The organism is Parapusillimonas granuli, assembly GCF_013416525.1.
Classification (GTDB): domain Bacteria; phylum Pseudomonadota; class Gammaproteobacteria; order Burkholderiales; family Burkholderiaceae_B; genus Parapusillimonas; species Parapusillimonas granuli.
In genome coordinates this window covers 58,992-82,317 of record NZ_JACCEM010000003.1, presented here as the reverse complement: position 1 = coordinate 82,317, position 23,326 = coordinate 58,992, and the positions used below count along the sequence as shown (strand labels likewise).

The 23,326-nt window shown below is 68.2% G+C and carries 12 protein-coding genes; 2 read left to right on the top strand and 10 right to left on the bottom strand.

Going from position 1 to position 23,326, the window contains the following annotated elements; genetic code table 11:
* Positions 1 to 8: 8 nt before the first annotated feature.
* Together H0A72_RS05720 and H0A72_RS05715 are read right to left on the bottom strand one after the other, a co-directional pair.
* Positions 9 to 842, bottom strand: a complete 834-nt coding sequence (locus H0A72_RS05720) for an ABC transporter ATP-binding protein (RefSeq protein WP_180154460.1) — start codon at positions 840 to 842, stop codon at positions 9 to 11.
* Positions 842 to 2,776, bottom strand: coding sequence for an AMP-dependent synthetase/ligase (locus H0A72_RS05715; protein WP_180154459.1), 1,935 nt, complete (start codon positions 2,774 to 2,776; stop codon positions 842 to 844). Before H0A72_RS05715 ends, H0A72_RS05720 begins: the two co-directional genes overlap by 1 nt.
* A gap of 181 nt (positions 2,777 to 2,957) precedes the next feature.
* Between H0A72_RS05715 and H0A72_RS05710 the strand changes: the two genes are divergently transcribed.
* Positions 2,958 to 3,632, top strand: a complete 675-nt coding sequence (locus H0A72_RS05710) for a Crp/Fnr family transcriptional regulator (protein ID WP_180154114.1) — start codon at positions 2,958 to 2,960, stop codon at positions 3,630 to 3,632.
* A gap of 26 nt (positions 3,633 to 3,658) precedes the next feature.
* Here the strand turns inward: H0A72_RS05710 and H0A72_RS05705 are convergent, their stop codons facing one another.
* Positions 3,659 to 4,624, bottom strand: coding sequence for a Bug family tripartite tricarboxylate transporter substrate binding protein (locus H0A72_RS05705; protein ID WP_180154113.1), 966 nt, complete (start codon positions 4,622 to 4,624; stop codon positions 3,659 to 3,661).
* Between the two features lie 248 nt (positions 4,625 to 4,872).
* Here H0A72_RS05705 and H0A72_RS05700 point away from each other — a divergent pair, with 248 nt between their 5' ends.
* Positions 4,873 to 6,162, top strand: coding sequence for a Glu/Leu/Phe/Val family dehydrogenase (locus H0A72_RS05700; protein WP_180154112.1), 1,290 nt, complete (start codon positions 4,873 to 4,875; stop codon positions 6,160 to 6,162).
* 4 nt (positions 6,163 to 6,166) lie between these two features.
* Here the strand turns inward: H0A72_RS05700 and treY are convergent, their stop codons facing one another.
* From treY to H0A72_RS05665, 7 genes are read right to left on the bottom strand one after another with little or no spacing between them, the layout of a single operon-like run.
* Positions 6,167 to 8,833, bottom strand: a complete 2,667-nt coding sequence (gene treY / locus H0A72_RS05695; protein ID WP_180154111.1) for a malto-oligosyltrehalose synthase — start codon at positions 8,831 to 8,833, stop codon at positions 6,167 to 6,169.
* Complete coding sequence (gene malQ, locus H0A72_RS05690) at positions 8,830 to 11,004, bottom strand: 4-alpha-glucanotransferase (protein WP_180154110.1); 2,175 nt, start codon at positions 11,002 to 11,004, stop codon at positions 8,830 to 8,832. The genes treY and malQ overlap by 4 nt, the downstream gene beginning before the upstream one ends.
* Positions 11,001 to 12,848: a malto-oligosyltrehalose trehalohydrolase gene (gene treZ, locus H0A72_RS05685; RefSeq protein ID WP_180154109.1), complete on the bottom strand. Its 1,848-nt coding sequence runs from the start codon at positions 12,846 to 12,848 to the stop codon at positions 11,001 to 11,003. Before treZ ends, malQ begins: the two co-directional genes overlap by 4 nt.
* The gene (gene glgX, locus H0A72_RS05680; protein WP_180154108.1) at positions 12,841 to 14,982 is read right to left on the bottom strand and encodes a glycogen debranching protein GlgX; all 2,142 of its coding nucleotides are present in this window, start codon (positions 14,980 to 14,982) and stop codon (positions 12,841 to 12,843) included. Before glgX ends, treZ begins: the two co-directional genes overlap by 8 nt.
* Positions 14,979 to 16,940 carry a 1,4-alpha-glucan branching protein GlgB gene (gene glgB, locus H0A72_RS05675; protein ID WP_246436870.1) on the bottom strand — a complete coding sequence of 654 codons (1,962 nt, stop codon included), beginning with the start codon at positions 16,938 to 16,940 and terminating at the stop codon, positions 14,979 to 14,981. Before glgB ends, glgX begins: the two co-directional genes overlap by 4 nt.
* A complete protein-coding gene (gene treS / locus H0A72_RS05670; protein WP_180154106.1) occupies positions 16,937 to 20,305 on the bottom strand; it encodes a maltose alpha-D-glucosyltransferase in 3,369 nt (1,122 codons plus the stop codon). Before treS ends, glgB begins: the two co-directional genes overlap by 4 nt.
* Complete coding sequence (locus tag H0A72_RS05665) at positions 20,302 to 23,325, bottom strand: alpha-1,4-glucan--maltose-1-phosphate maltosyltransferase (RefSeq protein ID WP_180154105.1); 3,024 nt, start codon at positions 23,323 to 23,325, stop codon at positions 20,302 to 20,304. The genes treS and H0A72_RS05665 overlap by 4 nt, the downstream gene beginning before the upstream one ends.
* Position 23,326 lies beyond the last annotated feature (1 nt).

Sequence of the window (23,326 nt, the reverse complement as noted above, 5' to 3'; positions counted from 1 at the left end):
GTCCTTTCCTATTTGGCGAGCCCGGGTTCGGCCGGGGCCGGGGCGGCGCCGCCCGCCCCCAGATAGGCCCGGATCACCTCGGGGCTCTGGCGGACGTCGTCCGGCGCGCCGTCGCCGATCTTGCGCCCGTAGTCCAGGACCACCACGCGGTCGGAGATGTCCATGACCACGCCCATGTCGTGCTCGATCAGGACGATGGTGGTTCCGTATTCATCGTTCACGTCGAGGATGAAACGGCTCATGTCCTGCTTTTCCTCGATGTTCATGCCGGCCATGGGCTCGTCGAGCAGCAGGATGCGCGGCTCCATGGCCAGGGCGCGGCCCAGGTCCACCCGCTTCTGCAAGCCGTAGGGCAGCCGGCCCACCGGGGTCTTGCGGTGCGCCTGGATTTCGAGGAAGTCGATGATGTTCTCGACGAATTCCCGGTGCGCGATTTCTTCGCGCTCGGCCGAGCCCAGGCGCAGGGCCTGGGCGAGTATGCCGCTTTTCATGCGCAGGTTGCGGCCCGTCATGATGTTGTCAAGCACGCTCATGCCCTTGAACAGCGCCAGGTTCTGGAAGGTGCGCGCAATGCCCATCTCGGCGGCGCGGCGCGAATTCATCTTGGAAAAGCGGATGCCGTCGAGCAGGATTTCGCCTTTTTGCGGGGTATAGACGCCGTTGATGACGTTCAGCATGGAGCTCTTGCCCGCCCCGTTGGGCCCGATGATGGCGCGGATCTCGTGCTCGCGGATGTCGAAGGAGATGTCCGTGAGCGCCTTGACGCCGCCGAAGGACAATGAAATGTTGCGCAAGTCGAGTATGACTTCGCCCATCCGGCGCTGGTGCATGCTCTGGCTCATCATGCGGCCTTCCTGGTGTTTTCCGGGTAGGTCTTCGCCGGGATGATCTGCAGGTCGGCGGAGATCGCCCCGCTGCGACCGTCCTCGAACTTGACCTCGGTTTCGATGAACTGGCTGGACTTGCCCGCGAACATGGCGTCGACCAGCACCTGGTACTTCTGGGCGATGAAGGCGCGCCTGACCTTGCGCGTGCGCGTGAGCTCGTCGTCGTCCGGGTCCAGCTCTTTGTGCAGGATGAGGAAGCGCGAGACCTGCGACGCGGCCAGCCGCGGGTCGGCGGCCAGGTCGGCGTTGACCTGCTCGACGCATTCGCGGATCAGCTCCGACACCTGGGGCTTGCCGGCGAGATCGGTATAGCCGGCATAGGGCAGGCCGCGGCGCTCGGCCCAGTTGCCCACCGCTTCCAGGTCGATGTTGATGAAGGCGCAGACTTCCGGGCGGCCGGCGCCGAAGGCCACCGCCTCTTTGATGTACTGGAAGAACTTGAGCTTGTTTTCGATGTATTTGGGGGCGAACAGGCTGCCGTCGGCCAGCTTGCCGACGTCCTTGGCGCGGTCGATGATCTTGAGCTGCCCGTCGGTGTCCAGGTAGCCGGCGTCGCCCGTGTGATACCAGCCGTCCTCGGTATAGGATTCGGCCGTGGCGGCCGGGTTGCGGTAATAGCCCTTGAACAGGCCAGGGCTCTTGACCTGGATCTCGCCGTTGTCGGCCACCCGGATCTCCACGCCCTTGACGGGCGGCCCGACGGTGTCGGACCGCACCTGGCCGTTCGCCTGCACGCAGACGAACACCGAGGTTTCGGTGGAGCCGTAGAGCTGCTTCAGATTGATGCCGATGGAACGGTAGAAAATGAACAGGTCCGGCCCGATGGCCTCGCCCGCCGTATATGCGACGCGCACGCGGCTCATGCCCAGGGCGTTGCGCAAGGGCCCGTAGACCAGCAGGTTGCCCACGGCGTACTTGAGCCTGTCCCAGGCGCCGACCGACGGGTCCTGGTCCAGGATGCGCACCCCCACCCGGCGCGCGAGCTTCATGCAGGCGTGGAACATCTTGCGCTTGATCGCGCCGGCGTCCTCCATGCGGATCATGACGTGCGTCAGCAGGCCTTCCAGCACGCGCGGCGGGGCGAAATAATAGGTGGGGCCGACGTCGCGCATGTCGATCGCGACGGTGTCGGGGGATTCGGGATGGTTGACGGTGAAGCCGGTGACCAGGAACTGCGTGTACGAGAACATGTTCTGGCCTATCCATGCGGGCGGCAGGTAGGCCAGGACGTCTTCGCGGTCGGTCAGGCCTTCGAATTCCTGTATGGCCAGGCCGCGGTCGATCAGGGCATGGTGGCTGAGCACCACCCCTTTGGGCTTGCCGGTGGTGCCCGACGTATAGAACATGGCGGCCGCGTCTTGCGGGTCGATGGCGGCGATGGCCTGGTCGACATGGGCCGGATGGGCGGCGGCGTGCTCGCGCCCAAGCTCCAGCACGCGCGTGAAGGCCATCAGCCTGGCGTCCTTGTAGTTGCGCAGGCCACGCGGGTCGTCGTACACGATGCGCGCAAGCCCCGGGTATCGGTCGCTGACTTCCAGCAGCTTGTCCACCTGTTCCTGGTCTTCGACGACGGCCAGGCTGATTTCGGCGTCCTGCAGCACGTACAGCATTTCCTGCGCGACGGCGTCCTGGTACAAGGGGACGGGGATGGCGCCCACGCATTGCGCGGCCATCATCGCGAGGTATAGGCGCGGGCGATTCTCGCCTACAATGGCCACGTGCTGGCCGGCGCGCAGGCCCAGCGCGGCCAGGCCGTGGGCAAGCTCCTGCACCTGCGCGGCGAGCTCGGCCCAGGTGATGGTCTGCCAGATGCCCAGATCCTTTTCGCGCATGGCGGGGCGCGCGCCACGCACCTTGGCATGATGCAGCACCAGCGCAGGGAACGTCATCCCTGCATCGGCGTGCGGCGAAGCGACATTTTGCGCCACGTTGTCTCCTCCGGTCGGTAGATTTCCTAGTGCTTGCGCACGGTCCGGACGTTTTATGATTGAGCTGGGTATAAGTTATAGGCTCGCCACCGCGTCAACTGTCACGAACGTGACATTCCTGCTTTTTCTAGGGTTAATCCTCATGCTGATGAAAGACTCCCTGCAAGACGCAGCCGCCTGGTTCAGGCTACTCGACCGCGAACAGCAGGAACGCGTCCAGCGTGACATCTCGACCACGCACTACCCGGCCGGCGCCATGATAGAACGCAAGGGCGAACAGGCCCACGCCTGGCTGGGCGTCATCAGCGGCCTGATCAAGGTGTCGGTGGGCAATTCCGACGGCAAGGTGGCCTCGCTGATGGGCGTGCCCGCCGGCGGCTGGCTGGGCGAAGGCTCGCTCTTGAAAAACGAAGCCCGCAAATACGACGTCGTGGCCTTGCGCAACACCACCATCGCGCGGCTGCCCGACCAGACCTTCAACTGGCTGCTCGACCGCAGCATCCCGTTCAATCGCTACCTGCTGCACCAACTGAACGAGCGCGTGGGGCAGTTCGTGGGCAAGGCGGAATCCGACCGCCTGCTGGCGCCCGACGCCCGGGTCGCCCGCTGCCTGGCGGAACTGTTCAACCCCCTGCTATACCCCAGCCGCAACATGCGGCTGGACATCACCCAGGAAGAAGTGGGCTACCTGGCCCGCATATCGCGGCAGCGGGCCAACCAGGCCCTCAGCAAGCTCGAATCCGCCCGTTTGCTGAAGGTGGAATACGGCGCCTTGCAGGTCCTGGACCTGGAAGGCCTGAAGCGCTACGGAATGTAGCGCCCCATGGCGCCAAGCGGCCGCACTCAGTTCAGCTTGATTCCGGCGGTCTTGATGACCTCGGCCCATTCGGCCCGCTGGGCGTCCGAATAGCGCTTGAATTCGGCGGCGGGCATGGGCAGGGGCTCGACGCCCATGGCGCGGATCTTGGCGTCGATCTCTTCGGATTTCAAGGACGCCGCCAATTCATTGCTGAGCTTTTCCACGACCTCGCCGGGCAGGTCGGCCGGGCCGACCAGGCCTTGCCAAGCATAGGCGGTGAAGTTCGGGACGCCCGCCTCGGCCATGGTGGGCACTTGCGGCAGCAGGGCGATGCGCTCGGGCGTGGCGACGGCCAGCACGCGCAGCTTGCCGGCCTTGATGTTGGCCAGCGCCGATGCGGAATCGACGAACCCCAGGCTGACCTGGCCGCCCAGGATGTCCTGCAGGGCGGGAGCGGCGCCTTTGTACGGCACGTGCTGGATCTGCACGCCGGCGCGCTGCTTGAACATTTCCAGGGCCATGTGGTGGGGCGAACCCGCCCCCGCCGAGGCGGAAGTGAGCTGCCCGGGCTCTTTGCGCGCCGCATCCAGGACGTCGGCCACGGACTTGAACGGAGAGTCTTCCTTGACGGCCAGCATCAGCGGAAAGCGCCCCAGCCCGCCGATATACGTGAATTTGGCCGGGTCGTACTTCAGGGAATCGTACAGGGACGGGTTGAAGGCCAGGGTTCCGGAATCGGCCGTGCCCACCACGTAGCCGTCAGACTTGGCGCTCTGGATGTAGCTGGCGCCCACGATGGTGGCCGCGCCCGGCTTGTTCTCCACGACGATGGGCTGGCCCAGCCGCTTTTCCAGGCCGGATGCCACCACCCGGCCGATGACGTCGGAGCCGCCGCCGGCGGGATACGGGATGACCCATTGCACGGCTCTTTCAGGCCAGGCCGAGGCCTGGCTGATGCCCGCGACCCCGAAGAGCGTTACGGCCAGCATGGATTTCAGAATTTTAGACATGGACTTTTGCCTCATTGAATTTATAGACATGAAGATTTACGGGCTTGATTATGCATGCAAATATCCGATAATGAAATCCGGACCGGCCCTGCCGGCGCATGCCGGGGGCGCGTCCGCGCTTCCGTCCCCTTTTTGGCACACGCCCCCGAAAAAAAGGGACGCTACCGCGGCAAGACACTAAAATATCCGCATTTCCAATCCACCGCCCGCGCCGGCGGGCGCCACATTCAATCATTAAGGCCCTCCAAATGTCAGAAAACCCGACGCATCCGCTCCCTTCATATCTGCACGCCGACGACCTCGGCCCTTGGGGCATTTACCTGGAGCAGGTAGAGCGCGTTACCCCCTACCTGGGCAAGCTGTCCAAATGGGTCGAAACCCTGAAACGGCCCAAGCGGACTCTGATCGTGGACATTCCGGTGGAATTGGACAACGGCACCATCGCCCACTTCGAGGGCTACCGGGTGCAGCACAACACCAGCCGCGGCCCGGGCAAGGGCGGCGTGCGCTTCCACCAAGACGTCACCCTGTCGGAAGTCATGGCGCTGGCGGCCTGGATGTCCGTCAAGGCGGCCGCGGTCAACCTGCCCTTCGGCGGCGCCAAGGGCGGGGTGCGCATCGACCCGCGCAATTATTCGCGCGGCGAGCTCGAACGCATCACCCGACGCTACACCAGTGAAATCGGCGCCATCATCGGGCCCCACAAAGACATCCCCGCGCCCGACGTCAACACCAACGCCCAGACCATGGCTTGGATGATGGACACCTACTCCATGAACAAGGGCGCCACGACCACCGGCGTGGTCACCGGCAAGCCCGTCGCCCTGGGCGGCAGCCTGGGCCGGGTCGAAGCCACCGGCCGCGGCGTGTTCGTGATCGGCACCGAAGCCGCCCGCGACGCCGGCATTCCCATCGAAGGGGCTCGCGTCGTCATACAGGGCTTCGGCAACGTCGGCGGCACGGCCGCCCGCCTGTTCTATGAAGCCGGCGCGAAGGTCATCGCCGTCCAGGACCACACCGGCTGCGTGCACAACGCCGGCGGGCTGGACGTCCTGGGCCTGACCAAGCACGCCGAAGAGCACGGCGGCGTCGCCGGCTGCCCGGGCACCGAATCGCTGTCCGCCGCCGAATTCTGGGCGCTGGACACCGAGCTCCTGATTCCCGCCGCCCTGGAAGGCCAGATCAACGAAAGCAACGCGGACGGCATCCGGGCGAAAATCGTCATCGAAGGCGCCAACGGCCCCACCACGCCCGAAGCCGACGATATCCTGACGTCCAAGGGCACCCTGATCGTCCCCGACGTCCTGGCCAACGCCGGCGGCGTCACGGTCAGCTATTTCGAATGGGTCCAGGACTTTTCCAGCTTCTACTGGACCGAGCCCGAAATCAACCACCGCCTGGAAGCCATGATGCGCAGCGCATACAGCGCTGTCTCCGCCGTCGCCAAGGAACACCGCGTCAGCCAGCGGACGGCGGCCTTCATCACCGCCTGCACGCGCATCCTGGAGGCACGCGAACTGCGCGGCCTCTATCCCTGATCCCTCACGCCTCGACCAGCAAGGCCACGGGCAGGCGGGCCAGCAGGCCGGTCACGTCCAGCATGCCGTCGGCGGCGCCGGCATGCCGCGCGCCGGTCAGGGCATCGGTGAAGGCCGCGCCCGCATAGCGCGACGGCAGCGCCAGCCGCGTGCCGCGCCAGTAGGTCGCGGGCAGCATCGGGGCGGCGGCCCCGATGCCTATCGCCTGGGCGCACAGGCGCGGCGCCACGACGACGGCGTGCTGGTCGCCCAGTACCCGCATGAAGGCCAGCACGTGGCCGGTGCGCGGGCCGTCCACCCGCAGCGGCACGTAGTCGCCCTTGCGGAACAGCTCCGGCATGCCGCGGCGCACCGCCAGCGACCGGGCCAGCACGGCCTGCTTGATCGCGCCGGAGCGCCAGTCCCGCAGCAGCGCGGCATGGTCCTTCCCCTCCAGTTCCCGCAGCATGCGGCCGCGCAGATCATGGGCCACCGGCCGCCGGTTGTCGGGGTCCACCAGGCTGAAATCCCATAGCTCGGTCCCCTGGTAGAGGTCGGGAACGCCGGGCGACATCACTCTCAGCATCAGCTGCGCCAGGCTGTTGACGGCGCCGGCGGCGGCCACGTCGTGGGCGAATTCTCCGATCTCCGCCAGCAAGGCCCGATTTGCGCCCCCCGCGGCCAGGCTGCCGATGAAGTCCGCGGCCCGCGCCTCGTAGCCCGGATCCGGCGCCATCCAGCTGCTGTCCCGCTTGGCCTCGCGCAGCGCCTTGAGCTGCCACGCGGCGACCCTGTCCAGATAGGCTTGCGTGTCCGCCGGCGCGGCGTCGGGCGCCAGATCCAGCGGCCAGGCGCCGACCAGCGTCTGGAACAGCATGTAGCGCTCGCCCGCCTGGCGCGGGCCGGCCGCCGGGTATTCATGCTCGGCGTCCCGCAGCCAGCCGCGCGCCTTGCGCCCCCAGCGCAGGGGAATCTCGCTGAGCACCGCCAGCCTGGCCCGGACGTCCTCGCCGCGCTTGTGGTCGTGCGTGGCGGTGGCGAGCATGGACATATTGCCGTAGCGGGCGCGCCAGGCGTTCTGCTGGTGGAAGTCGTCCACCGACAAGGAAAAAACCGCCGGATCGGAACCCACTTCATTGCGCGACAGCAGCCGCCCGTACCGGTAGAACACGGTGTCTTCCAGGGACTTGGCCGCCAGCGGCGGCGTCAGCTGCTGGAACCGGTTCAGCACCGTCTTGCGCGCGTCGCCGCCCGGCGCATCCGGAATGGCCGCGCCCAGGCAGGGCTCGCCGCCCAGCCAGCCGTCCAGGCAAGCCAGCAGGGGCTCGCCCTCGTAGCGCCCCAGCTGCAGGCGCTCGGACACCCCGGGCAGCAAGCGCTTGAACAGATCGGCGTCCGCCTGCCGGCGCCCGCTTCCGTCGGCATAGCTGCGGTACACCGGAAAGCCGAGCAACAGCTCGTCCAGGACGCGCCCAATGGCTTCGATGCTCCAGTCGCGGCCTTGCAGGCCTCTTTGGGCCACCTCGTGCAAGGCCTCCAGCAAGGCTTTGCGCTCGGCGACGAAGTAGCGCCGCAGCAGCAGCGCGCGGGCCTCGCGCACGTAGTCGCCGACTTCGCGCGCGTCTTGCGCCACCGCGTTCCAGGTGGCGGTCAGCGCGCTCTCGCCCGTGGGATCGTGCAGCACGGCCCCCGCCTGGTCCATGAAGTCGTACCCCGTCGTGCCGTCCGCCTGCCAGTCGCTGTCCAGGATTTCGCTGGGCGCGAGAATCTTCTCCACCACGATCCAGGCACGGCCGGCGCCCGGCTTCGCCGGACGGCGCAGGGCCCGCTCGTCGAGGGCGGCGCGCAGCCGGCGGCAGTATCCCAGCGGATCGGCCAGACCGTCCACGTGGTCGATCCGCAAGCCGTCTATCCAGCCGTCCTCATACAGCCTCAAGGGCAGCGCATGGACCGCGTCGAAGACTTCTTCCAGCTCGACGCGCACGCCGATCAGCTCCGTGATGTCGAAGAACCGGCGCCAGTTGATGCTGTCGGCCGCGCAACGCCACCAGGCCAGCCGGTAGTGCTGGCGCTCCAGCAGATCGTGCAGGCGCTGGCGGCCGTCGGCGTGGCGGCCGCTGAAGAGCTTTTGCGACTGGGCGGGATCCAGGCCCAGGGCCGGCATCGTGCCTGGCGCGATGGGATAGGGATTGCCGCAAGCCTCGATGCGCCAGGCGCCGGCGCCGTCATCGTGGACCAGCCGGATGTCGCCGTTCGCCAGGCTTTCCGCGTAAGGGCGCGCCAGGAAGGGCGCCAGGACCTTGCCGCGCAGCCGCGGGTCCGCCGCCCGCCAGTCGATGTCGAACCACGCCGAGCATGGGCTGTTCACGCCGGATTCGAGCACGCTCCACCACCAGGCGTTGTCGGCATGGACCGCCATGTGGTTGGGAACGATGTCCAGGATCAGGCCCATGCCCTGCTCGTGCAGGCACTCGGCCAGGGCGATCAAGCCTTCCTCGCCGCCCAGCGCATCGCTCACGCGGGTATGGTCGACCACGTCGTAGCCATGGCGCGAGCCCGGCCGCGCCCGGGTGACGGGCGACAGATAGAAATGCGAGACGCCCAGGCGGGCATAATAGGGCACCTGCTCGCGCGCGGCATCGAAGCCGAAGTCGGCATGCAATTGCAGGCGGACGGTGGACGATGGGGTCATGGATCGCTGCTCCCGGTGCGGGCCCTGGCCTGCTTGACGGCCGCGATGGTTCGCCGCACGCCCTCGCTCGCCCACATGGCGTCGAGGTCCGCGCCCAGGGCCAGCATCCAGCTCGGATAACAGCCCGGTTCCAGCCCGGACCGGCTGCCGGGGATGTTGGGCTGTTCCTCCACGCCCAGCAAGTCTTCCAGCGGCAGCATGAAGAGCGGGGACGGCGAGCGCGCGACGAAAGCCAGTATGTCCGCCAGCGGCGGCTCCGCAGGCGGCGGCGCGGCGGCCGACGGCGCCGCCCGCCGCCACAGCAGGGCCCGCTCCTGCGCCCGGACGCCGGACTCTCCCGGACCCGCCGTGGCGTGATGCTGATCGGCCGCGGCGCCATACGGATCGGCCGCGGCATCGTGCGGGTCGGCCGTGGCGCCGCTGGGCGGCGGCGCAAGCCGCCGCCGCCAGTACAAGTCCCTGCCCTTCCACCAGCCCGCCACCGTGGGCAGGTCGTGCGTGGTGCTGGTGGCCATGGTCCAATCCGGCCATTGCTCGGCCGCGGCGAAATCCTGCGCCCCGCCCCGGGCGTGGTCCCGCCGCTCGAACCACAGCACGCTGGTGCCCATGATGCCCCGGCGCGCCAGCCTGTCATTGAAGTCTTCGGGCACGGTGCCCAGATTCTCGCCGATGACGACGGCGCCGGCGCGCCATGCCTCCAGCGTGAGCAGCCGCAGCATGTCGTCCAGGGGATAGCGCAGGTAGACGCCGTCCACGGGGTCGCCGCCTTCCTCTATCAGCCACATCCTGCCGTAGCCCAGTATGTGGTCGATGCGCAGCCCTCCGGCATGGGCGAACGCGGCCCGCAAGGTCTCCAGGAAGCCCGCATACCCGTTGTCGGCGAGCGACCAGGGGGAAAAAGTCGACAGCCCCCAGTTCTGGCCCGCCTGCTGGTAGAGGTCGGGCGGCGCGCCCACCGACGCCCCCACCAGCATCTCGGACTGGCGGCTCCACACTTGGCTGCCGCGCCCATCGACGCCGATGGCCAGATCGGCGATCAGGCCGATGCCCATGCCGGCCTGCTTCGCGGCGCGCTGCGCGCCGGCAAGGCTGCGAAAGGCCTGCCATTGCAGGAACATGTGGAAATCCAGCTCCAGCGCGTGCCGCTGGGCGAAATCCCGCGGCGCCGGCCCATCCGGATCGTGAAATTCGGCGGGCCAGTCTCGCCAGCCGCAGCCCGGCCCCAGGGCGGCGGAAAAATGCGCGTGCAGGGCCTCGTAGCCCGCATGCCGCCGCAGCGCTTGGCCGCCCTGGCGGCAAAACTCGGCGAACTCCCGCTTCGCCCCCTCGGCCCCTTGCGTCCGGAACGCATCGAACAGCCGCCGCAGGACGCGCAGCCGCGCCGGCACGATCCGGTCCCAATGCAGGTGGCGCGAGCCGGATGCCGCGTCCGGCCTTTCGGCTTCCGCCGGCGGCGATCCGATCGCGCTCGCCGCCGCGTCCGGGCCCAGGACGCTGGAAGGCTCGATGTGCGCCACGTTCAGGAACAGCCGGCTGGACGGCGAGTAAGGACTGAAGCGCGATGGGTCGGCGCTGAACATGGCATGGGCCGGGCTGATCGCCAGCGCGCTGGCGCCCTGCGCCGCCGCGTGCCCGGCCAGGCGGGCCAACTGGGCGTAAGCGCCCTCGCCGGCCAGGCTGTAGAGCTGCGCGGTCAGGCCCCATGGCCTCGCGCCGCCGCCAGGGACCAGGTCCCGGACCGCCGGGCAGCGCGCGGGACACACCGCCAGCGCGAACGCCTGCCCGCCGATGAGCAGGCGATGATAGCCGGGCCGGCGGATGGCTGGAATGATGGCCGAACCGGGCGCGCCGGCGCCCGCCGTGCCGAACAGCGTCTCGCCGGATTCCAGCTCCACCTTGTATTTCAGGCTCGCGACATCGCGCAATTCGATGGCCTGACCGGCGTCCACCACCCGCAACGGCCGCCCGCCGGCCGTTGCCTTCGATTCGAGCCTGTGGACGCTGTCCCGCAGGTCCTGGACCGTGCCGCAGGGAAAGCCCATGCGCGCCAGCATGCCGGCAAGCACTTCCGGCGCGACGGAGCGCGGCGCGCCGAAGGCATCGCGCCACTCGGCCAGCAGCCCGGCGGCACGCGCGAGATCGCGCAGCGCCTCCGTCTCCGGCCGGCTCATCGCGCCCTCCGCGGCCGCGCCGGCATGGAGGCGAGCGATTCGATCGTGGCGATGGTGCTTTCCGCCGGCAGGCGCCCTTTGCGCATAGCGGCGTCCGCTTGCTTCGCGCTGGAAAACAGGATGACCTCGTTGGTGGAGACATCGGACGGCGTGAGGACTTCTTCCTGCGACAGATTGCAATACAGCCGCAATACGCTGCCATTGTCCAGCCGCCAGGCCGCCAGCACGGCCAGCCTGCCCAGCTCCCGCACGCCCACGGATCGAGCCCCGCGCAGATGCGGCGTCAGGAATTGCTTGCGCACCCGCAGCAAGCCGCGGTAATACGCGCGCCAGGCCTTGGCCGCCGGGTCGGCGCAATGCAAGGACCCGGGGCGCGATGCCTCCCAGGTCCGGACATCGTTCGGGTCCGGTATGCGCGCCCGCTCGTCCGGATCGGAAAACGCCCGGAAGCCCGCGAACTCGGCGCGCCGCCCGTCCCGAACCGCGGCCGCCAGCGCCTCGTCGCGAAAGCTCGTGAAATACAGGAAAGGATCCCGCGACCCGCATTCCTCTCCCATGAACAGCATGGGAATATGCGGCGCCAGCAATTGCAGCGCGACGGCGGCGCGCAGGGCGCCGGGCCGGTCGGCGCACAAAGCGGCCAGGCGCTCGCCCATGGCGCGGTTGCCGGTCTGATCATGGTTCTGCAGGAAGAACACGAAGGCGAGGGGCGACAGGCCGCCGCTGGGCTCGCCGCGCCTGGCGCCCCCGCGCCACCGGCTGGCCTGCCCCTGGTAGACGAAGCCCTCGGCCAGCACCTTGGCCAGGTCCGCCGTGGGGTCCTCCGCGTAGTCCGAGTAATACCCTTCCGTCTCTCCGGTGAGGATATGGTGCAGCACATGATGGGCGTCGTCGTTCCATTGCGCGTCGAAACCCTGGCCCAGCAGGGCGGCGCTGTTGTCGTCGTTTTCCAGGATCAGGTGCACATGCCGGTCCGGGCCTATCCGGTCGCGCAGGAAGCGCGCCATTTCCGGCAGCCAGCCCTCCGCCCGTATGGCGTGCACGGCATCGAAGCGCAAGCCGTCCATGCGGTATTCCTCCAGCCAGTACAGGGCGTTCTCTGCAAAAAAACGCCGCACCTGAGCCTTGCGAAAATCGATGGCGGGACCCCATGGGGTCTTCACGTCGTCCCGGAAAAAGCCGGACGCATACTTGCCGAGATAATTGCCGTCCGGCCCGAAATGGTTGTACACCACGTCCAGAAAGACCTGCATGCCCATGCCGTGCGCGGTGTCCACCAGCAGCCTCAGGTCGTCCGGGCCGCCATAGGCGCAGTCGGGCGCGTAAGGCAGCACGCCGTCGTAGCCCCAGTTGCGCGCCCCCGGGAAATCGGCCACCGGCATGAGCTCCACGGCCGTGATCCCCAGGTCCTTCAGTTCCGCCAGTTTTTCCAGCACGCCGCGAAAGCCGCCCGCCAGGCCGGCGTGGATTTCGTAGATCACGCTCTCGGACCACGGCAGCCCGCGCCAGCCGCGGGTCTGCCAGGCATAGGCGGACGGATCCACCACGATGCTCTGATCGTGCACGTCGCCGTCCTGCCGGCGGGAAGCCGGGTCCGGCACGCACAGATCGTCGTCGATGCGGAAGCAATAGCGCGTGCCCGGCGCGCACGGGCATACCAGCTCATGGAAGCCGTCGGCGGCCGTGCCCATCAGCATGGACACCTGTCCTTCCAGCTCCAGCCGCACCTGGCATGCATCCGGCGCCCACAGGCGAAAACGGGTGCGTCCCCCGTCCACCGGCATCGCGCCGAAGCCATAGGCGTAGGCGGCGCCGGCGGCGGGATGTTCGCCCCGTTCAGCCATGGCCGCCCTCCGGCTCATGCGTGGCGGTGAACACCATCAGCGAATGGCCGCGCAAGTCGACGGCGTCGCCGACGGGGGGGGCCGCGGCGGGCCTGGCGCCCGGCCTGGCGACGCTCGGCTTGGGATTCGCCGCGGTGTCCAGCTGCAATTTCCAGTCGAAGGCCGGCTGCGGCAGCTTGAAGCGCACGTCGTCGCCGCCGCCGTTCAAAAGCACCAGGCTCAGGTCGATGTGCCCTTGCCCCGTCTCGGCGGCCCGGCGCAAGCCCAGCACCCTGCCCGGCGCATAGTCCCAGGCCTCGGCGCTCATGGGCCCGCCGTCCAGATCGAACCAGCCGACCCTGGGCAGGCCGGGCAGCAGCTCGTGATTGCCGTCCACATAGCGCGGGAACCTGAGCGAAGGATGGGCGCGGCGCAAGGCGGCGAGCCGGGCGATGAAGGCCGTCAGGTCGCGCCCTTCCGGCGTGGCGGCGCGGGACCAGTCCAGCCAGGAAATCTCGTTGTCCTGGCAATAGGCGTTGTTGTTGCCCTGCTGGCTGTTGCCGAATTCGTCGCCCGCAAGCAGCATGGGCGTTCCGTGCGACACGAATACCGTCGCCAGCATGGCGCGCAGCGCGCGCCGGCGCAAGGCCGTGATGGCGGGATCGTCGACCGGGCCCTCATGGCCCCAATTGCTGCTGAAGTTGTCCGCATGGCCGTCCAGGTTGTCGTCGCCGTTGGCTTCGTTGTGCTTCTCCGCATAGGTGACGAGATCGTTCGCCGTGAAGCCGTCATGCGAGGCCAGGAAGTTCACCGACGCCCAGGGGCGGCGATGCCGGCTGTCGAACAGTTGCGGCGAACCCATCAACAGGGCGGCGACCTCGCCCCGCATGCCTTCCTCGCCCATCCAGAAGCGGCGGACGTCGTCGCGGAAGCGGCCGTTCCACTCGGCGAAGCCGGGCGGATGGTTGCCCAGCTGATAGCCGTCCGGCCCGATGTCCCAGGGTTCGGAGATGAGCTTGAGGCGCGACAGGACCGGGTCCTGCAGGATGGCGTCGAAGAAACCCGACCCGGGATCGAAGCCCGTTCCTTCGCGCCCCAGGGTCACCCCCAGGTCGAAGCGGAAACCGTCGACTCCATAGCTTTCCACCCAATAGCGCAAGGAGTCCATCACCATTTGCAGCACGCGCGGATGCGACAGGTTCACCGTGTTGCCGCAGCCCGTGTCATTGATGTAGTAGCGCTCGTCGCCCGGCACGAGCCGGTAATAGCTGGCGTTGTCCAGCCCCTTCCAGGACAGCGTCGGGCCGAGCTCGTTGCCCTCGCAGGTATGGTTGTACACGACGTCCAGCAGGACTTCGATGCCGGCGCTGCGCAGGCGGCGGATGGCCATGCGCAAGTCGTTGTTCATCCCGTTCTGCAGATACGAGGCCTCCGGCGCAAAGAAGGAAAGGCTGTTGTAGCCCCAGTAGTTGCGCAGCCCGCGCTCGAACAGGAAGTGATCCTGCAGATGGGCGTGCACCGGCAGCAGTTCGATCGCCGTCACGCCTATCCTCAGCAAATGATCAATCAGCCTCGGGTCGGCGAGCGCCGCGCAAGTGCCTCGCAACTCCTTGCGGATGTCGTCGCGCATCATGGAGATGCCGCGCACGTGCGCTTCATAGATGACCGTCTCCGCCCACGGCGCCACCGGCCGGTTCAGGTCGCCGGGCCGGAAGCGCGTGTCGGTGACGATGCACTTGGGCATCAGGGGCGCCGAATCCCTCCTGTCCAGGCTGAGGTCGGCCCGGGGATGCTGCACACGGTATCCGAACAAGGCGTCGGACCAGCGCGTCTCGCCCAGCAGCTTGCGCGCATAAGGGTCGATCAGCAGCTTCTGGGGGTTGAAGCGGTGGCCGCGCTTGGGGTCGTAAGGCCCATGGGCGCGGTAGCCGTAGACCAGGCCGGGCCCCGCATTGGGCAGGTAGCCGTGCCAGACTTCGTCCGTGCACTCCGGCATGGCCAGCCTGCGCAGCTCCTTGCGCCCGCGCGCATCGAACAGGCAGAGCTCCATCTTGGTGGCGTTGGCCGAGAACACCGCGAAATTGACTCCCAGGCCGTCGTTGGTCGCCCCCAGCGGATAGGGCAGGCCCGGCTCCAGACGATCAGGCAGCATCATGTCAAGCACTCCTGCGGTACGAACATCAGCGTCGCCAGCGGCGGAAGCTGCAGCGCAAGCGATTGTTCATGGCCGTGCGCCGGGACCGGGGCCGTCCAGGCCTCGCCGCCGTTGCCCACGTTGGATCCGCCATAGACGGCCGCGTCCGTATTCAGCAGCTCGCACCAGCGGCCGGAGACCGGCACGCCGATCCGGTAGGCCTGCCGCGGCACCGGCGTCATGTTGGACACCACCAGCACGCACTGCCCGGCATACCAGCGCGTAAAGGCGAACACGCTGTTCCCGGTGTCGTCGCCAACGGTCCACGCGAAGCCGGTGGGATCCGCGTCCGCGCCGTGCAGCGCCGGCAGGCGCCGATACAGGGCGTTCAGTTCGCGCACCAGCCGCTGCATGCCGGCGCGCATGGCCGCCTCGGGCCGGCCGGGCTCCAGGCCGGCCCAGTCCAGCGCGGCCTCGTGATTCCATTCCACCTGCTGGGCCAGTTCCCCGCCCATGAACAGCAGCTTCTTGCCCGGATGGCCCCACATGAAGCCCAGGTAGGCCCGCAGGTTGGCATGGCGCTGCCAGGCATCGCCCGGCATCTTGCCGTACAGCGAACCTTTTCCGTGGACGACTTCGTCGTGCGACAGCGGCAGGATGAAGTTCTCGGAATAGGCGTAGACCATGCCGAAGGTCATTTCATGGTGATGATAGGTCCGGTGTATGGGGTCCCGCGCCATATAGCTCAGCGTGTCGTGCATCCAGCCCATGTTCCACTTGTAATGGAAGCCCAGCCCGCCGCCGCCCACCGGCGCCGTGACGCCGGGCCAGGCGGTGGATTCTTCCGCGATCATGACGGCGCCCGGGCATTGCTCGGCCACGAGCGCGTTCAACTCCCGCAGGAACGACACCGCTTCCAGGTTTTCGCGGCCGCCATGGCGGTTGGGCGTCCATTGGCCGGGCTGGCGGCTGTAGTCCAGGTACAGCATCGAGGCCACCGCATCCACCCTCAGGCCGTCGACGTGGAAATGCCGCAGCCATTCCAGGGCGCTGGCCATCAGGAAGTTCCGCACCTCGGTCCGGCCGAAGTTGTAGATCAGCGTGTTCCAGTCCGGATGGAAGCCCTGGCGCGGGTCGGCATGCTCGTACAGCGCCGTGCCGTCGAACCAGGCGAGCCCGTGCGGGTCGGACGGAAAATGGGCGGGCACCCAGTCCAGGATCAGGCCCAGTCCGGCCTCGTGGCAGGCATTGACGAAGGCGGCGAAATCCGCCGGGGAACCATAGCGCGCCGACGGCGCGAACATGCCCAGCGGCTGATAGCCCCAGGAACCGCCGAAGGGGTGTTCCATGACGGGCAGCAGTTCCAGGTGCGTGAAGCCCATCTCGCGGACGTAGGCGATCAGCCTGGGGCCGGTCTCTTTCCATACCCGCCCCGGCGGCGCATCGCGCGCCCAGGAATCCAGGTGCGCCTCATAGATGGACAAGGGGGCGTCCACCCTCTGGCGCCGCCCGCGCTCCGCCATCCATGCCTCGTCCGTCCAGCGGAATGCCGCGGGCTCCGCCACCACCGAGGCCGTGGCCGGAGGCAGTTCGCTGCGCCGCGCCACGGGGTCCGCCTTCAAGGCCAGCATCTCGCCGTTGGGCGCCTGCAGCTCGTACTTGTAGAGCGCGCCGGGGCCCGCGCCCGGCACGAAGACCTCCCATACGCCGCATTCCCGCCTCAGGTACATGGGATGGCGGCGGCCGTCCCAGTCATTGAAGTCGCCGACGACGGACACCTTCCTGGCATTGGGGGCCCAGACCGCGAAACGCACCCCGTCCACCCCGTCGACGTCCATGCATTGGGCGCCCAGGCAGTCGGCCAGGCGCCAATGCCGCCCTTCGGCCAGCAGATGCACGTCCAGCTCGCCCAAGAGCAGGCGATGCCCTTCCCGCCCGGCGCGCGCCGGCGCCTGCGCCGTGGAATCCGCAGGCTTCATGATGCCTCTCCCGATGCGCCGCGCGGCAGCAAACGCTGGGCGACCCGATGCAGCCCGGCCAGCGGGATGGCCACCCAGTCCGGCCGGTGCGCCGCCTCGTAGCATATTTCGTAGGCCGCTTTTTCCAGCAAGGCCAGCTCCAGCAAGGGCTCGTTCCCGCCCGCCTCCGCGGGCGGCTCGGCAGCGGCGGCATCGCTCCCGTCCGGGCGCATGGCTTTTTCATAGCCGGCCCGATAGGCGCGCAGGAAAGCCTGCGAGGCGCTTTCGCAGAATTGCCCGAGCAAGGCCTGGCGCTGCTGCGCCATCAGCGCCGCCGCCGAAGCGCCCGTGGCGTCCGGCTCGGCGGGGGCCTCCGGCCGCGCGGCGGGCGCGGCGGACGATGCGAATACCGCGCACGCGTAGTCGAAGGACCGCAGCAGGCCGGCCACGTCGCGCCACCGGGTGCTCTTCGCCCGGCGCTCCTCCAGGGAACGCACCGGTTCGCCCTCGAAATCGATGATGTACACGTCGTTCTGGGCGATCAGGATCTGGCCCAGGTGGAAGTCGCCATGGATGCGCGTGCGCTGCGTTCCGCGCAGGGCGGCGGCCAGCGCATCGATGCTCTTGCGCAGGGCTTTGCGGGCATTGCGGAGCGCCTTGAGCTGCTGGGCGGCGATGTCGGACAGCGCGCAGCGGTCGGCGGCGGCCAAAGCGTCGTCGAACATGGCGCCCACCTGGACGGCCCATGCCTGCGCCTCGCGCGCGCCCGCGGCGACGGGCTCGAAGGCCGGATCGTCCGTGGGCAGCGACAGCGCCGCATGCAACTGGGCCAGTCTTTCGCCCATGATGCCCGCGACCGTGGTGTAGCCGCGCAAGTCCTCTTCGAAATCCGCCCTGCTTTCTCCCGTCAGCGCGGCGTTTTCCAGGGTGCGCTGCAGATAATCGCGCGTCCAGGCCCAGGCGTCTCCCTGGTTCGGTATGTGCGCATGCAGCAAGGCCAGCGTATGCGGCGTGCCTTCCGCGTCGACCCGCCGCAGCTCTCCCAGCAGCGCGGCGGAATTCGCATAGCCCACCGAGGTCAGGCGGCGCGTCATCTCGGCCTCCGGGTGCTCGCCCGCCACCACCCGGCGCAACAGCTTCAGGACCGCCTTGTGGGCGATGGACACCGAGCTGTTGGACTGCTCTCCCGGGAACCAGTCCACGCTCTGCTCGCCGTCCCATTCGCAGTCGGCGAACCCGGCCTCGGCACGGAAGATCAGGCGTGAGCGGCCGGCGGCGGTTTCAAACTCGATTTCACGCCCGGACGCCCAGCCCGCCAGCAACGCCCGCGTGAACTCCGGCAGGGTCAGGGCGTCGGTCGCCCACCCCAGGTCGGCGGCGCGGCGGACGCGCGCCAGGGCGTATTGCCCGGCCGGCCCCGACGCCTCCTCTTCCCAGCGCAGGCCCAGCGGCAGGAAATAGCGCGCCGGCTCGCCGCCCTGGCCGGCGCCGATCTCGACTTCCGACAGAAAGAGTTCGACGCCGCGCCCGTCGCCGGCGGCCATGAGCGGCGCGACATAAGCCAGCCCGATCTCGCCCGGCGGGCGCGGGCCGGCGAACCAGCGCTGCCTTTCCAGGTACAGCGGCAATACGTCGCGGCTCAGGGCCCGGCGCGAGCCCTCCATCAGCTGGAAGGCGCCCCGCCGCCGCAGCACCAGCGTAATGTATTCCGGCATCTGCGGCGGCCCGCTCGCGTGCCAGGCCGGCGGCGCGGCGTTTTCGCTCAGCTCGAACCAATAGAATCCGTAGGGCGGCAGGGTCAGCAGATAGGGCAGCGTGCCGATGGTGGGAAACGGCGTGCCGCCCAGCATTTCGATCGGCACCCGCCCCGCCATGGCGGCGAGGTCCAGCTCCACGGGCTGCGAGGCGTTGGAGAGATTGGCGACGCACAGCAGCACCGCGCCCTCGTACTCGCGCACATAGGCCAGGATCTTGCGATTGCCGGGATGCAGGAAGCGCAAGCTGCCCCGGCCGAACACGTGGCTTTGCTGGCGCTTGGCCAGCATGCGCCGCGTCCAGTTCAGCAACGAATGCGGATCGCGCATCTGGGCCTCGACGTTGACCGCCTCGTAGCCATACAAAGAGCCCATCAGCACCGGCAGCGACAGCTGCTCGGCGTCCGCCCTGGAAAACCCGCCGTTGCGGTCGGGGCTCCACTGCATGGGGGTGCGCACGCCGTCGCGGTCGCCGAGATGGATGTTGTCCCCCATGCCGATCTCGTCCCCGTAATACAGCACCGGCGTTCCCGGCATGGAAAGCAGCAGGCTGTTCATCAATTCGATCCGCCGGCGGTCGCGCTCCAGCAGCGGCGCGAGGCGCCTGCGTATGCCCAGGTTGATGCGCGCGCGCCGGTCGGCCGCGTACACGTCCCATAGATAGTCCCGCTCGCTGCTGGACACCATTTCCAGCGTCAGCTCATCGTGGTTGCGCAGGAAAATGGCCCACTGGCACGCCGGGGGGATTTCCGGCGTCTGCTGCATGATGTCCACGATGGGCAGCCGGTCTTCGCGCGCGATCGCCATGTACATGCGCGGCATCAGCGGAAAATGGAAGGACATGTGGCATTCGTCGCCGTTCCCGAAATATTCCTGGGCGTCCTCCGGCCACTGGTTCGCCTCGGCCAGCAGCATGCGGTCCGGATAGTCGGCGTCCAGCGCGGCGCGGATCTGCTTCAGGATGGCATGGGTCTCCGGCAGGTTCTCGTTGTTCGTGCCCTCGCGTTCCACCAGATAGGGCACGGCGTCCAGGCGCAGGCCGTCCACGCCCATGTCCAGCCAGTACCGCATGACCCCGATGACCGCCTTCAGGACGCGCGGATTGTCGTAGTTCAGGTCGGGCTGGTGCGAATAGAAGCGATGCCAGAAGTAGGCGCCGGCCACCGGATCCCAGGTCCAGTTGGACTTCTCGGTATCGCAGAAAATGATGCGGGTGCCGCTATAGGCCTGATCGTTGTCCGACCAGACGTAGAAGTTGCGGGCGGCGGAACCCGGCCGCGCGCGGCGTGCGCGCTGGAACCAGGCATGCTGGTCCGACGTATGGTTGACCACCAGTTCGGTGATCACGCGCAGGCCGCGCTCGTGGGCGGCGCGGATGAACTTGCGGACGTCCGCCAGCGAGCCGTAGTCTTCGTGCACGCCGCGGTACTCGGCGATGTCGTAGCCGTCGTCCAGGCGCGGCGACGGGTAGAACGGCAGCAGCCAGACCGTATTCACGCCCAGGCCGGCGATGTAGTCGAGCTTCTGGATCAGGCCGGCGAAATCCCCCTGGCCGTCGTTGTTCGCGTCAAAGAAGGATTTGACGTGCAATTGGTAGATGACCGCGTCCTTGTACCACTGGGTCTCCATCATGCCTCCGTCCCGGCAGACAGCCGCCAGATCAAAAAGGGCTGGTCGGGCGTCAATTCCACCTGGCGCCAGGCGTCACGGGCGGTGAAATACTGGTCGCCGAGCAGGTCGTGCAGCGGCACGGGGCGCCCGCTCAGCCCCCATTCGGCCACCGGCAGCTCCAGCCATCCCTGCTGGCGCGCATGCGGGTCCAGGCTGATCGCCACCAGCACCACGTTGTCCCGCTCGGGCGTGCTGCGCGTGAAGAACAATATCCGCTCGTTGTCGACGCGATGGAATTCCAGCCCTTGCTGGATCTGCAGGGCGGGATTGATGCGGCGGATGTGGTTGAGGCTCGCGATGGCTTGCGCGATGTTGCCCGGCCGGTCCCAGTCCCAATGGCGCAGCTGGTATTTCTCGGAATCCAGGTATTCTTCCTTGCCGGGGATCGCCGCGGCCTCGCACAGCTCGAAACCGCTATACATGCCCCACAAGCCCGAGGTCGTGGCCGCCAGCGCGGCGCGGATCAGAAAGCCCGCCCTGCCGGATTCCTGCAGGAAATGAGGGTTGATGTCCGGGGTGTTGACGAAGAAATGCGGCCGGAAATAATCCGACACGGGCGGCCGGGACACTTCCAGCAGATACTCGGTCAGCTCGTGCTTGCCGTGGCGCCACGTGAAATAGGTGTAGGACTGCGAAAAGCCCAGCTTGCCCAGGCGATACATCAGCTTGGGATGCGTGAAGGCCTCGGACAGAAAAATGACGTCGGGATGCGCGCCCTGCACTTCCGCGATCAGCCATTGCCAGAAAGGCAGGGGCTTGGTGTGCGGGTTGTCGACCCGGAAGACGCGCACGCCCTGGCTCACCCAGAACAGGACGACGTCGCGCAAGGCTTTCCACAGCCCGGCCTTGCCCGGCGCCAACTCCGAACTCGCATAGAACTCCGGATTCACGATGTCCTCGTAGCGCTTGGGCGGGTTCTCGGCATAGCGCAAGCTGCCGTCCGGACGCCAATCGAACCATTCGGGATGCGCCTTCAGCCATGGATGGTCCGGCGAGCACTGTATGGCGAAATCCAGCGCCACTTCGAGATGCTCGGCCTGCGCGGCGCTCACCAGTTCCTGGAAGTCCTCGATGGAACCCAGCAGCGGATGCACGGCGTCGTGCCCGCCGTCCTCGGACCCGATGGCGTACGGGCTGCCCGGGTCGTCGGGCTCCGCCTTCAGGGCATTGTTCCGGCCCTTGCGGTTCGTCATCCCGATCGGATGGATGGGCGGCATGTACAGCACATCGAAGCCCATGCGGCGTATATAGGGCAGGCGCGCGATGACGTCCCGGAAGCTGCCGTGGCGGCCGGGCTCCGGCGCCTGCGAGCGGGGAAACAGTTCATACCAGGACGCATAGCGGGCCTCGCGCCTTTCCACCACCAAGGGGTGGCTGGGCGTCGTCGTCTCGAAGGGGCGCACCGGCACCTCGTGCATGATGCTGGACCACAGCTCCGACAGCAGCAACTCGATCTGCTCGCTCGCGGCGGGCGGCAGGTCACGCGCGCCCGTCTCCGGCGTGGCGCCCGTGAGCAGGGATTTCTTCCTGGGAACTGGGGTCATGGTGGAGCGCGGATTGCCTATCCTGTGCAGCATCGACGCCAGCGTATTGGCCATGTCGGGCAACTCGTCCTGAATGCGGTCGCGATAGCGCGCGATGAGCATGCGCCCTTCTTCCACGTCCAGGGCCACGTCCTGGCCGGCCGCCACGCGCTTGGCCAGGCCGTCCCGGTAGCTCAGCCAGTCGTCCCGCCAGGCCTGGACCGCATAGCAGTGCATGCCCAGGCGGTCCGGATGAAAGGTGGCGCTCCACCGGTGATTGTCCACCAGCGCCATGGGAACGCGGCGCCAGTTCGGCTCGTCGACGGCGCGCCAGAGCAGGCAGGCCGAGAGCTTGGCATGGCCGTCCATGAAGATGTCGGCCTGGACCTCCACGGCCTCGCCCACGCTGCGCTTGACGGCAAACGCGCCGTCGTCCACCAAAGGCGTGACCCGTTCGATGGCGATGCGCGGCGCGGCCAGCGCTTCGGCGACGCCTTTGCGCCGCCAGGCTTTGACGCCCGTCGGCATCAGCACCGGCCTGGACTGCTCCAGCGGCAGCAGCAGCCAGCCCGCGGGCGGCAGGCGCTCCGGCAGGGAGGCGGCCGCATCCGCACTCAGCGTGTAGCTGCCGGGCAGGCGGGCGCCCGCCTGGCGCGCATCGACGGGCACGGCTTCGTCATCGCGCGGATTCACCAGAAGAAGCGAGGCTTGCGCATCCAGCCGCGCAAGCGCCGTCACGGGCGACAAAGGCCCCGTCAGCCCCCGGATGCGCGCGGTCCCGGAAGCGTCCTGCGCGACCCAGCGATTGATCTCCTGCAGGGCCGCCGCGCCCGCCAGCTCCTCCAGCCCTTCCTGCACCAGCCATCCGTCGCCCAGGAAAGCCGCCGTCCACAGCCAGCGCAAGGCGCGTTGCTCGTCGTCCCGCCGCGCACGCCCTTCCGGCATGTAGACCGGCGCGATGACGGGGGCCACCTCGCGCAGGCGGGCACGCTCCTCGACCAGCCAGTCCGAGCGGAAGTCCCACCAGGGCAGGGACGAGAAGACGTGGTCGAAGCCCGAGTCGGCCAGATCCAGCAGCTGCTGGCGGCTGAGCCCCGGCGTCCATGCCAGGAACGATGCGTCGGGGTGGCGTTCATGCATGTGCGCGATCATGCCGGCCCAGGCCCGGCCGTCCAGCCGGGACGGCTGGAGCACCCGCAGACCCGCCAGGCCCGCTCCCAGTCCGGCCAGCGCGGCTTCGGCCCAAGCGTCCGGGCCTGCTTCCGCCGGCGGGTCCAGGTCGGCCAGCAAGGCCAGGCCCGCGCGTCCGCATTCGCGCGCGAGCGGGCCGGCCAGCCGTTCCAGCTCGTCCGTGGGCGGCGAAACCAGCAAATGGTCGAAGCCCAGGCCTTTCACGTGGCTGCATACCGCCGCCCAATCGGGCCGGTCGGACGCATGGCGCAAGTGATAGATACGCATG